Source organism: Gilliamella sp. wkB292 (genome assembly GCF_001690235.1).
Lineage (GTDB): Bacteria > Pseudomonadota > Gammaproteobacteria > Enterobacterales > Orbaceae > Gilliamella > Gilliamella apicola_F.
The window spans coordinates 55,162-67,588 of record NZ_LZGO01000027.1 but is presented as its reverse complement, the minus strand read 5'-3'; the positions used below and the strand labels follow the sequence as shown (position 1 = coordinate 67,588).

The 12,427-nt window shown below is 38.1% G+C and carries 10 protein-coding genes and 1 tRNA gene; 1 reads left to right on the top strand and 10 read right to left on the bottom strand.

The features are described 5' to 3' along the window. On the bottom strand, window positions 1–1,092 hold a 1,092-nt coding region (locus tag A9G09_RS02690; protein WP_141671512.1), incomplete at its 3' end, for a type VI secretion system Vgr family protein. Between the two features lie 262 nt (window positions 1,093–1,354). On the opposite strand from A9G09_RS02690, the gene A9G09_RS02685 reads away from it, so the two are divergent. Beyond that, window positions 1,355–2,401, top strand: a complete 1,047-nt coding sequence (locus A9G09_RS02685) for a LacI family DNA-binding transcriptional regulator (RefSeq protein WP_065633371.1) — start codon at window positions 1,355–1,357, stop codon at window positions 2,399–2,401. Window positions 2,402–2,481: 80 nt separating this feature from the next. Here A9G09_RS02685 and truB read toward each other — a convergent pair whose 3' ends face one another. From truB to trpCF, 9 genes are all read right to left on the bottom strand, one after another. Continuing rightward, a complete protein-coding gene (truB, locus tag A9G09_RS02680) occupies window positions 2,482–3,378 on the bottom strand; it encodes a tRNA pseudouridine(55) synthase TruB (protein ID WP_141671511.1) in 897 nt (298 codons plus the stop codon). A gap of 70 nt (window positions 3,379–3,448) precedes the next feature. After that, window positions 3,449–3,826, bottom strand: a complete 378-nt coding sequence (rbfA, locus tag A9G09_RS02675; RefSeq protein WP_065633369.1) for a 30S ribosome-binding factor RbfA — start codon at window positions 3,824–3,826, stop codon at window positions 3,449–3,451. 65 nt (window positions 3,827–3,891) lie between these two features. Then, a complete protein-coding gene (gene infB, locus A9G09_RS02670) occupies window positions 3,892–6,573 on the bottom strand; it encodes a translation initiation factor IF-2 (protein WP_065633368.1) in 2,682 nt (893 codons plus the stop codon). Window positions 6,574–6,590: 17 nt separating this feature from the next. Continuing rightward, window positions 6,591–8,066 (bottom strand): transcription termination factor NusA, encoded by a 1,476-nt coding sequence (nusA, locus tag A9G09_RS02665; RefSeq protein WP_065633367.1) that lies wholly within the window; start codon window positions 8,064–8,066, stop codon window positions 6,591–6,593. Window positions 8,067–8,082: 16 nt separating this feature from the next. Beyond that, window positions 8,083–8,544, bottom strand: a complete 462-nt coding sequence (rimP, locus tag A9G09_RS02660) for a ribosome maturation factor RimP (RefSeq protein ID WP_065633366.1) — start codon at window positions 8,542–8,544, stop codon at window positions 8,083–8,085. A 191-nt stretch (window positions 8,545–8,735) separates the two neighbouring features. Then, window positions 8,736–8,812, bottom strand: a tRNA-Met gene (locus A9G09_RS02655). A 207-nt stretch (window positions 8,813–9,019) separates the two neighbouring features. After that, window positions 9,020–9,826 carry a tryptophan synthase subunit alpha gene (trpA, locus tag A9G09_RS02650; RefSeq protein ID WP_065633365.1) on the bottom strand — a complete coding sequence of 269 codons (807 nt, stop codon included), beginning with the start codon at window positions 9,824–9,826 and terminating at the stop codon, window positions 9,020–9,022. Next, window positions 9,823–11,016: a tryptophan synthase subunit beta gene (gene trpB / locus A9G09_RS02645; protein WP_065633364.1), complete on the bottom strand. Its 1,194-nt coding sequence runs from the start codon at window positions 11,014–11,016 to the stop codon at window positions 9,823–9,825. Before trpB ends, trpA begins: the two co-directional genes overlap by 4 nt. Before the next feature lie 21 nt (window positions 11,017–11,037). Next, the gene (trpCF, locus tag A9G09_RS02640; RefSeq protein WP_065633363.1) at window positions 11,038–12,420 is read right to left on the bottom strand and encodes a bifunctional indole-3-glycerol-phosphate synthase TrpC/phosphoribosylanthranilate isomerase TrpF; all 1,383 of its coding nucleotides are present in this window, start codon (window positions 12,418–12,420) and stop codon (window positions 11,038–11,040) included. Window positions 12,421–12,427 lie beyond the last annotated feature (7 nt).

Genomic DNA, 12,427 nt, shown 5'->3' with positions numbered 1-12,427 from the left:
ACGCGCATACCATGTCCCACTTTCAATGCTGTTATCCTGATTACCTTCGCGGTTACCATTTTGCTCTCCTGCCGCAAAACGGTTGGCTGTATCGCTATCACGACCAGCATTAGCCGTGCCATTATCATTCAATCCTTTATAGTGCTCTTCATAACGGTAATTCGTGCCATATGTTGTCCCGTTTGTCGGCTGACTGTTCACTTCCGTTTGTAAATTGCTGCCTGCATCCCGGTAATTATAATCCTGCACCTGAACTGACGCTTCAACCATCTGACTGTGTAAACCCATATCCCACACACTGTCAACACCCGCATCTAAAGTGCCACTCGGTAGTTTGTAGTCGATATCCTTTGCCTGCTGATAACCTTGTTCGTAATCACTTAAGACCATAACATCACAACTGTGCTCAGCATGCGTTTCAAAACGAAACCATATCCCCACATCGGCTAAAATTCGTTGAATAAAGGTCAGGTCACTCTCCTGCCATTGGGTGATAAGCTCCCGGACCGGATAACGGTCTTTTAATTCTAAACGGTAGTCAATGCCGGTAAAACCATGCCCACGCAGCACCTCTTCAACAACGCCCACCACACTCAAATTTTGAAAAATAGCACTGTTATGACTGAGTGCCAGCTTTGCCAGCACCGAGGACAATACCACCTGATAATGCGCTTGCTCTTTATTGACCGATAACTGACTAAACTCAGTAATCACCCCGTATACAATGCGTGAATCGCCTGACGATAACAGGTCGGTCAACGACGATTCAAGCGGAGCAAAAGCACTTAAGGTATTAAGCGTTTGCGTTACCTTTGAGACAATATCGAAATTATTCGCCGGGTGAAAAATAAATGCGGCTTTTTGATTTAAAACCGAGTCAAGTGTGAGGTGTTTATCTGAACTTGTAAAGGAAATGCGATAATGCCAGGGCTGGTTAAGGGTTTCATCACTGCTTACATCTAATACCGATATTGCTGAGCCTAAGGCTTCTATTGTTAATGTGTAACGATTATGGCTAACATCTGATAACATGTTGTTAATGCCAGCTTTTTCACCTAATGTGCTAATTAGGTTGCTGAGCGCCTTAGGCATAGTTTTTTCCTTCTTATTCCTAACAATATTATTTTTAATAATTTATTTTTCTATTAATTGTAAACGCTTTAAACAAGGACAGTACCATATCCAATCATAACAGATTATCTAAATAGTATATATTAAATTAACAAAATAATCTTTAGTTACTACATAGTCAAAATTATTTGGAAGCCAGATCGCTAAATTCGATCAAAATCAATTACAAAACTCAGTAACCTGATTAATGTAATTGTAATTTTAATAGACGACTTTATTTATTATGAAAAAAACCACACTGTCTGTGATTGCCAAACAGGCAAATTTATCGATTGCATCGGTATCTAGGGTGCTTAAAAAACCTCATTTAACCTCTGTTTCTACGCAATCTAAAGTTTACCAAGCGATTGAAGAGTTAAATATTGATATAAGTTGTAATTTAAAGCCTCATAGCCATTCTAATAAATCTAATTACATTTTAGTTTTGGATAATCAATTTACGCCATACACATTAATTAACTATGGATTGGAGCAGACGTTAAGGCAAGCAGGTTTTACACTATTTTATTTTCGCTTTCCATACCAATCGAGAACGGATATTCATCACTTAATTCAATTTATCAACCAGAACACCTTTACCGGAATTTTAGTGATTAATGATGCACCTTACTTAAGTGAGCTTGAGCAATTTAAAAAAGCATTGCCACCAATTGTTTTAATAAATCATTTTTCGCGTAATTTTACGTGTGTTTATTTTGATCATTTGATGATCGGTTATCAAATAACGCAATATTTGTTAGAAAACGCACATCAAAAAATCGCAATTTTGATAAATGATAACAATAAAATTTGTTCCACACTTTTTTTGCAAGGGTATCAACAAGCGTTACTCAGAGCAAATATAGAATTCAATCCTCACTATCTTGTTGAGCGTTGCATTAGTTATGAACATGGCAGAGCTGCCATAAAAAAACTAGTCAATAGCAATAATCCACCTTCAGCGATTATTTGTGGTGATAACAGTAGTTTGAGCTATCTCGAAAAGAATCATCATAATTTGCAATGTCATCTTTCCGATTATCATGTTGTTTTAGGTGCATTACATCAAGCCAATGAAAGTCAAGCTCAGCTAGTTCGTCCGCTTACTATAACCTATGTGGGACATGCAACTACAAGACAATACAACGAACTAGATAAGTTAAGTCGAATAAATAAACCATTGTATAAAATGGGCCAAGATTCCGCTAATTTGCTTTGCCAACATATTGATAATGATATAAAAAACGTTAAAAGCTATCACATTATAGAAGCAGAACCCCGTTTTTACTAATGATTAACATCCACTTTAAATTTAACTCGATATTGCGAGCAATAAATAACATAAATTATCTAGGTAATAATGTTCAATAATCAAACTGATATCAGGCGTTTTGGTGATAGTTGATTAAATTTTTGTATACCAATACCGATAAACTGTTGTTCTTGATAAATTCGAACTAATGTTTCGCTTGATACTGATGTATCAAGTACAATATTTCGACCTAACAATATATCTTTTCCTTGAATATCAGTTAAAGTAACTTTTGGATAATCTTGCACAGGACTATCTACTGGCATGAGTAAAGCTTGTTTATCGTTAATGTGTTGTAATTCATCCAAGCTTATCATTTTATCAATCGGATAATTTGATACTTGCAAACGTCTTAAATAAATTACATGCGCGCCACAGCCAAGTAGTTCGCCCAAATCATCAATAATGGTTCGAATATAAGTGCCCTTCGAGCAATGTATTTCTAATGTTAATTGGTTATTATCGGGATTAAATTGAATAAATTGATTTTGGTAGACAGTGATAGGCCTTGCTTCACGTTCAATCACAATACCTTGACGGGCATATTCATATAAGGGTTTACCTTGATATTTTAATGCTGAAAACATGGTTGGTACTTGTAAAATATCGCCACGAAAGTGCGTTAATGCTTCATCAATTTGTGATTGAGAAATATTAACAACTTTAGAACAAATAATTTGACCATCAGCATCTGAAGTATCAGTTCGTTCGCCTAACTTGGCAATCACTCGATAGCGTTTATCTGAATCTAAAAGGTATTGCGAAAATTTGGTTGCCTCACCAAAACAAATCGGTAACATGCCTGTTGCTAAAGGATCGAGTGCACCTGTATGCCCTGCTTTTTTTGCATTAAACAACCTTTTTACTTTTTGCAATGCATCATTGGAAGTCATACCTTGCGGTTTATCTAACAATAAAACGCCGTGAATGTCACGGCGAATTTTTTTTGTATTCATCATTGGTGCTTTATATTCAATGTTTAAGTTTTTTAATAATTATTTGCTAAGTATAATTTTAACTTTTTAGCTAATCTTTATGCCGTTCATTGTCTTGTCTAATCACATCAGACACTAAATTAGACATTTGCATTCCTTTAACCAGTGACTCATCATAAAAGAATTTGATTTCAGGAATAATGCGTAAACGCATCGCTTTACCAATTAAGGTTCGAATATATCCTTTTGCATCATTAAGCACCGTTAATCCTTGCTCAATAACTTGTGGATCATCATCATTAAGAAAAGTTACAAATACTTTGGCATAGGAAAGATCGCGCGAAATATCTACCCCAGAAACTGTCACCATACCTAAACGAGGATCTTTGATTTCTCGTTGTAAGATGATCGCAATCTCTTTTTGTAATTCATGTCCGACTCGAGATGAACGATTAAATGCTTTTGCCATATCTATTTTCCTTAAAAAATGAATAAGCAAGGATTAAACCTTGCTTATAACATGTTTGGTAATGATTAAATGGTACGCTTGATTTCAATGGTTTCGAACACTTCGATACTGTCACCAACACGAACATCATTGTAGTTACGTACACCAATACCGCATTCCATACCATTACGTACTTCATTAACATCATCTTTGAAGCGTCGTAAGGATTCAAGTTCACCTTCATAGATAACAACGTTATCACGAAGTACGCGAATTGGATTATGGCGTTTAACCACACCTTCTGTAACCATACAACCAGCAATTGCACCAAATTTTGGTGATTTAAATACATCACGCACTTCAGCAAGACCGATAATTTCTTGTTTGTATTCAGGTGCAAGCATACCGCTCATGGCTTGTTTAACTTCGTCAATTAAGTCATAAATAACAGAATAGTAACGAAGATCTAAGTTTTCAGATTCAATAACCTTACGAGCCGATGCATCAGCACGAACATTAAAGCCTAAAATAATTGCATTAGATGCCGCCGCAAGTGATGCATCAGTTTCGGTAATTCCACCCACGCCTGAACCAATGATTTTAACTTTAACTTCATCTGTTGATAGTTTAAGTAATGAATCAGAAATTGCTTCAACCGAACCTTGTACGTCAGCTTTAAGGACGATATTAAGTTCAGAAACATCACCTTCTGTCATGTTAGTAAACATGTTTTCAAGTTTCGCTTTTTGTTGACGTGCAAGTTTCACATCACGGAATTTACCTTGACGATAGAGCGCAACTTCACGCGCTTTCTTTTCATCACGAACAACTGTTGCTTCATCACCTGCTGATGGTACGCCAGAAAGACCTAAAATCTCAACCGGAATTGATGGACCGGCTTCGGTAACTTCCTTACCTAATTCGTTGCGCATTGCACGAATACGACCATATTCAAAACCACATAGTACGATATCGCCTTTACGTAAGGTTCCTGATTGAACAAGTACAGTAGCAACAGAACCACGACCTTTATCAAGGAATGATTCAATAACCACACCACTAGCCATTCCTGTTTCATAAGCAGTAAGTTCAAGTACTTCGGCTTGTAATAAAATCGCTTCAAGTAATTGATCGATACCTGTACCTGCTTTAGCTGATACGTGTACAAATTGCGTATCCCCCCCCCAATCTTCTGACATTACGCCATATTGGGCAAGTTCACCTTTTACACGCTCAGGATCGGCCTCTGGTTTGTCAATTTTATTCACTGCAACAACGATTGGCACATTTGCCGCTTTCGCATGTTGAATAGCTTCAATAGTTTGTGGCATCACACCATCATCAGCCGCTACAACTAATACCACGATATCGGTTGCTTTAGCACCACGAGCACGCATTGACGTAAATGCAGCATGGCCCGGTGTATCTAAAAAGGTGATTTCGCCATTTGGTGTTTTTACATGGTAAGCACCAATGTGCTGAGTAATACCACCTGCTTCACCCGATGCAACTTTTGCTTTACGAATGTAGTCAAGTAATGAAGTTTTACCATGATCAACATGCCCCATGATAGTGACGACAGGTGCACGAGCAACTTTTTCTGCACCAGTATCACGGTCGCTCATTAGGGATTCTTCAAGTTCGTTTTCACGACGAAGTACCACTTTGTGTCCCATTTCTTCGGCAACAAGTTGTGCAGTTTCCTGATCGATAACCTGATTAATGGTTGCCATTGCGCCCATCTTCATCATGGTTTTAATCACTTCTGAACCTTTAACAGCCATTTTATTAGCAAGTTCAGCAACAGTAATTGTTTCACCAATGACTACATCACGGTTAACGGCTTGAACAGGTTTAGTAAAGCTTTGTTGTAGGGCGCTTTTACCTTTCTTTTTGTGACCACTACGTGTAACTGCGCGGGCTTCTTCTCGTTCAGCTTTACCTTCAGATAATTTACTAGCTTTTTTCTGTTTAGTTTGTTTACCGCCACGACCTCGGCCTCGACCACCTTCGACTTCACGGTCGGTATCATCTTCAGCAGCGCGTGCATATTTAGATGTGGTGACATGATAATCATCATCTTCACTATTGTCGTTATCATCAGTATCACTATATTGCTCTGCTAGTTTGCGAGCTTCTTCGGCCATACGTTTAGCATCTTCTTCTAATTTTCGACGATTTTCTTCTTCAGCTTTACGTTTTATTTCGTTAGCTTCTGCTTCTAAACGCGCTTTTTCTTCTTGTGCTTTTTTTACTTTAGGATCCATTGTCGGCTCTTGCACAGGTTTAGCGGTTTGCTGTTTAGCTTTCTCTTCTTGAGCACGTTTTTTAGCCTCTTCTTCGCGTTTTTTAGCTTCTTGCTCTGCGGCTAACTTCGCTTTCTCTTCAGCTTCTTTACGTGCTTGTAATTCTGCTAATTCTGCTTCTTGTTTAGCTTTTTCAGTTTCTAGACGTGCTTTTTCTTGCTCGGCAGCAATTTCAGCCGGATCGCGTTTTACAAAAGTACGTTTTTTACGGACTTCGACTTTAATTTCTTTGCTTTTGCCGCCCGCACTTGACACATTCAACGTTGAATGAGTTTTACGTTGTAGTGTTAATTTTGTTGGACCTTGCTGAGGATTTAAGTGCGCAAGCAAAGCTTCTTTTTCCTTTTGTGTAACAGTGTCAGACGCGGTTTTTTTCATCCCAGCATCGGCAAACTGTTGCAAAAGTGTTTGCACTGGAGTATTTATCTCTTGAGCCAGTGTTTCGATTGATACTTTGGTCATGTATTACTTTCCCTCAATTATTCATTTGCAAACCAACAAATATTACGTGCAGCCATAATAAAATCGCCAGCTTGTTTACTTGTTAAACCTTCAATATCCACGAGATCATCGGTACCTTGTTCTGCTAAATCTTCCAAAGTAATAACGTCATGTTGGGCTAATTGGTAGGCTAATTCTTGTGTCATACCCGGTAAATCTAATAAATCTTGCGCCGGTCTTTTATCACCACTATGAGCAAGAGCTAAGGTTGTTAAAGCATCTTTTGCGCGATTTCTTAATGCTTCAACCAGTTCTTCATCAAGCTCTTCAATTTCAAGTAATTCATCAACCGGTACATAAGCAAGTTCTTCTAGCGAAGTAAAACCTTCTTCAACTAATAGTTGTGCAAGATCTTCTTCAATGTCTAAATGCTTCATTAAGTTACTGATTGCAGCGAACGATTCGGCATGATGTTTTTCTTGTAAATCTTCGGTACTCATTACATTTAATGTCCAACCCGTAAGTTGCGACGCTAAACGGATATTTTGACCATTACGACCAATAGCCTGTGGTAAAGTATCAGCATTGACAGCCACATCCATTGTATGTTTATCTTCATCAACAACAATTGACACAACGTCAGCAGGTGCCATAGCATTAATCACGTACTGTGCAGGGTTATCATCCCACAATACGATATCAATACGTTCACCACCAAATTCGTTCGAAACAGCTTGGACTCGAGCGCCTCGCATACCAACACATGCACCAACTGGATCGATACGACGATCGTTACTGCTAACAGCAATTTTAGCGCGAGAACCCGGATCACGAGCAACACCTTTGATGTCGATCATCTCTTCACCAATTTCAGGAACTTCAATACGGAATAGCTCTTCCATCATCTCTGGGTTAGACCGGCTAATGCATAGCTGTGCGGGCTTATTGTCTTGTTCAACCAGATATAGAATACCGCGTACACGATCACCAATACGGAAGTTTTCACGTGGCAGCATATCATGACGTGACATCATTGCATCGGCATTGTTACCTAAATCTAAAATCACGCTATCGCGATTGGTTTTTTTGACGATACCCGTTACGATTTCACCAATTCGGTTTCTAAACATGTCAATGACCATTGCACGCTCAGCTTCGCGCACTTTTTGCACAATAACTTGTTTCGCCGTTTGTGTTGTAATTCGGTCAAAAGCAACAGATTCAATTTGTTCTTGAACATAGTCACCAATTTTTAATGTTGGATCTTCATATTGCGCTGCATCTAGGGTTATTTCTTTAGTTGGTTGCGTAACTTCATTAACCACCAACCAACGGCGAAATGTATCATAATCCCCGGTTTTATGATCAATTTTTACCACAACATCAATATCAACATTATGTTTCTTTTTAGTGGCTGTTGCTAATGCGGTTTCTAACGCTTCAAAAATTTTGTCACGCGTTAGTGCTTTTTCATTTGATACTGCTTCAACAACAGCTAAAATTTCTTTATTCATCCTTTACACCCGTACTCTATTTAAGGTTAAAATTAGGTACTATATTTGCTTTTTGAATATTGCTAAAAGCAAACACTTCATCGTTATTATCCACCGTTAGTGTAATCATCTCATTATCAATGGATTTTATCTGTCCTTTCCATTTGCGACGATTAGCAACAGGAATACGCAGACTAATTGTGACTTCTTCACCAACAAAACGTTGATAGTGCTCTAACGTAAACAGTGGTCTGTCCATACCAGGTGATGAAACTTCAAGGTTATAGGCATCTTTGATAGGATCTTCCACATCAAGCACAGCGCTAATTTGTCGGCTAACATCAGCACAATCATCAACAGTTATACCGTTTTCACTATCTATATAAACTCGTAACACTGGGTAACGGCCACGAATGTATTCAACGCCAACTAACTCAAAACCAAGGGCATTCACAGGTTCTTGTATGATATCCGTCAATTGCTGTTCTATATTAGCCAAACAAACCTCCACTGCAAAAAATAAAAAAAGGGCATATAGCCCAACATTCCTTTTAAACTTACGCTTAAATCAAAACACGAAAAAAAACCTCGACATGCGAGGCTACATTTAAAACTAACTATAATGAAGCCACTTGATTCGAACTTTCACGCAATAAAAAGGGTAAATTGATTTATGAATGAAAATCTAAGTGGTTGCGGGGGCTGGATTTGAACCAACGACCTTCGGGTTATGAGCCCGACGAGCTACCAAGCTGCTCCACCCCGCGATAGATGGTTGAAGATTATACCTTATTTTAAATAAAGTGCAACGTGTAATAATGTTAATTTTAGCAAATATAGCTGAAGTAATTGATTAATCTAACAGAATAAATTTCAGTCTTTTTTACAAAACAAATGTAAAATAAGTAAGCAAAACGGCATAATCAAATCAATAAAAAAATAAAATATTCCGCTGAATTATCAGCGGAAAAAAATTATTTAGACGTCGCTAATTTCATCTTTTTGACAAAATTGCTCAATTCACTGAGCATTTTTTCAGGTTCATCCAGATTTTTCTCGATAATTTTGACTGTAGCTGATCCTGCGATCGCACCAGCTGCACCTGATTTAATTGCTTCACTCACTTGTGAGGGTTCTGAGATACCAAATCCTTGAATAGCTGGTGGCGCGCCATACTGAGTCAATTTTTGGATTAAATGCGTTAAAGGTTTGTTGGCGCGATTTTCAGTACCGGTTACGCCAGCACGTGACACAAGATAGGTGTAACCTTTACCCAATTCAGCTATTTTTTTAATAACTTCGTCATCGGCATTTGGTGGGCAAATAAAGATTGGCGCAATCTTATATTTTTCTGCATGTTTGGTAAATTCTTGTGCATACTCAACCGGTAAATCAGCAATTAATACTGAATCTACGCCAGCTTTTGCACATTTCGCATAGAAGTTATCAATACCATTTTTAAAAACTAAATTAGCATAGATGAGTAAGCCAATAGGAATATCAGTATGATAGCTTCTGATTTGAGTTAATATCTCAAAACATTTTTCAACACTAATACCACCTTTAAAAGCGCGAATATTAGCATTTTGTATAGTTGGGCCATCTGCCATTGGGTCAGAAAATGGAATACCCAGCTCTAACGCATCCGCACCGGCATCAATTAAAGTTTGAATTATTCGTAAAGAGAGTTCTGGATTAGGATCCCCAACAGGAACAAAAGGAACAAATGCGCCCCGCTTTTCTTGATTTAATTTATCAAATAATTTTTGATAACGGTTCATTCAATTTCTCCTTTTGCTTTTAAAATATCATAAACAGTAAAGATATCTTTATCTCCGCGACCGGATAGATTGACAATCAACAACTGCTCTTTATTAGGATTTTCTTTGATCATCTTTAGTGCATAAGCTAAAGCATGCGATGATTCCAACGCAGGAATAATACCCTCATGACGCGACAACGCTTTGAAGGCATCTAACGCTTCATCATCAGTAATAGAAACATATTGCGCACGGCCGATACTATCTAAATAAGCATGTTGCGGCCCAACCGATGGAAAATCAAGGCCCGCTGATATCGAATACGACTCTTCAATTTGCCCTTCATCAGTTTGCATCATTGGCGATTTCATACCAAAGTAGATACCCAATTTACCATGTTTTAATGATGCACCATGTTCACCGCTTTCAATGCCGTGTCCACCCGGTTCAACACCAATTAAGCGTACTGATTTTTCTTCAATGAAATTCGCAAACATACCAATTGCATTAGATCCACCGCCAACACAAGCAATCACGGCATCAGGCAAACGTCCCTCTTTTTCTAATATTTGCTGTTTGGCTTCGCGGCTAATCATCTGCTGAAATTCACGTACAATAGTCGGGAAAGGATGCGGACCTGCTGCGGTACCAAGCATATAGTGAGCTTTTTCATAACTTCCTGACCAGTCACGTAGTGCTTCGTTACAAGCATCTTTTAAGGTAGCTGAACCTGTTTCAACCGGAATCACAGTCGCTCCCATTAATCGCATTCTAAACACATTAGGCGCTTGCCGTTTAACATCTTTTGCGCCCATATAAATACGGCATTTTAAGCCAAGTAACGCACAGGCCAGTGCTGATGCAACGCCATGCTGCCCTGCACCGGTTTCGGCAATAATTTCGGTTTTGCCCATACGTTTGGCAAGTAACGCTTGCCCTAATACTTGATTGGTCTTGTGTGCACCGCCATGTACAAGATCTTCACGTTTTAAATAGAGTTTAGTTTTAGTGCCTGCTGTTAAATTTTTACATAAAGTAAGCGCAGTTGGTCGGCCGGCATAATTGACTAATAAATCATTAAACTCTTTTTGAAAACTTGGATCATGAATCGCTGATAAAAAAGCATCCTCAAGTTGCTCAAGCACAGGCATCAATATTTGAGGGACATACTGCCCACCAAACTCACCAAAATAAGGATTTAATTTTGACATAACTATTCCTTTTAACATTAATTAAATTTGTTCAAATACAGCTTGAATTTTGTGTTTATCTTTAATACCCGGCGAAATTTCGACACCAGAATTTAAATCCACCCCAATCACATTTGTAGCTAAAGCATTTTTTATATTTTGCGGATTAATGCCGCCGGCTAAAATCACATTAGTTAAATCTTGCCCAGCAAGTAGTGACCAATCAAAGCTTTTACCCGTTCCCCCAGCACCATGATCGAATATGTAACGACTGACTAACGGATTATTGTGTTCGGGGATGGTATTGCTGATACTTAATGCTTTCCAAATCTGACAATTTTTAGGTAATTTTTCACGTAATAATTGGATATATTGGTTATCTTCATCACCATGCAATTGAACAGCATAAAGTGAAAGTTGTTCAGCTATTTGACAAACTTGATCTATCGTTTCATTTTTAAACACACCTACCCAATTTAGCGGCGCAGCTGAAATGACTCTACGGGCATTTATTGGCGAGATATAACGAGGTGATTTTGGTGCAAATATCAATCCACCATATACCGCACCCGCTTGGTAAGCAGCTATCGCATCTTCAGCACGAGTTAAACCACAAACTTTATTTTCACCCAGCATGACTTTACGAATCGCTAAGGTTAAATTAGGTTCTGACATCAGCGCGCTACCAATTAAAAAACCATTAGCAAACTGACTTAATTCTTTAACCTGATTATGTGTGTAAATCCCCGATTCGCTGATAATAATGCGATCATCAGGAATGGTTTTCGATAGATTTTTAACGCGATTTAAATCGACACTCAAATCGCGCAAATTACGATTATTAATACCTATCACTTTAGCACCAAGTGCAATTGCTCGTTCCACTTCGGCTTGCGTGCTTGCCTCGGTTAATATGCCCATATTAAGTTGATGAGCGATATGGCTTAAGTGACGATACTCATCATCATTGACGACTGATAGCATTAATAAAATGGCATCGGCTTGATAATAACGTGCTAAGTAAATTTGATATTCATCAATAATAAAGTCTTTGCAAAGAACAGGCTGAGTTACCTCATTACGTACGATAGGCAAAAACTCAAAACGTCCTTGAAAATATTTTTCGTCGGTCAACACCGAAATAGCCGAAGCATAATCTTTATACACTTTGGCAATAGTTGCAGGATCAAAATCATCCCGAATTAACCCTTTTGACGGTGAGGCTTTTTTACATTCTAAAATAAATGCTGTTTTAGTTTGATTTAATGATTGATAAAAATCACGATCACTAGGCTTCACATCCATTTTAAATGTTTCAAGCGGTTTTGATGCTTGCTGTGAGACTAACCAACTTTGTTTATCTTCGATAATTTTTTTCAATACGGTTGCCATTTCAACATTTTCCGTTAATGCTGCAATTGCCATATTTTTC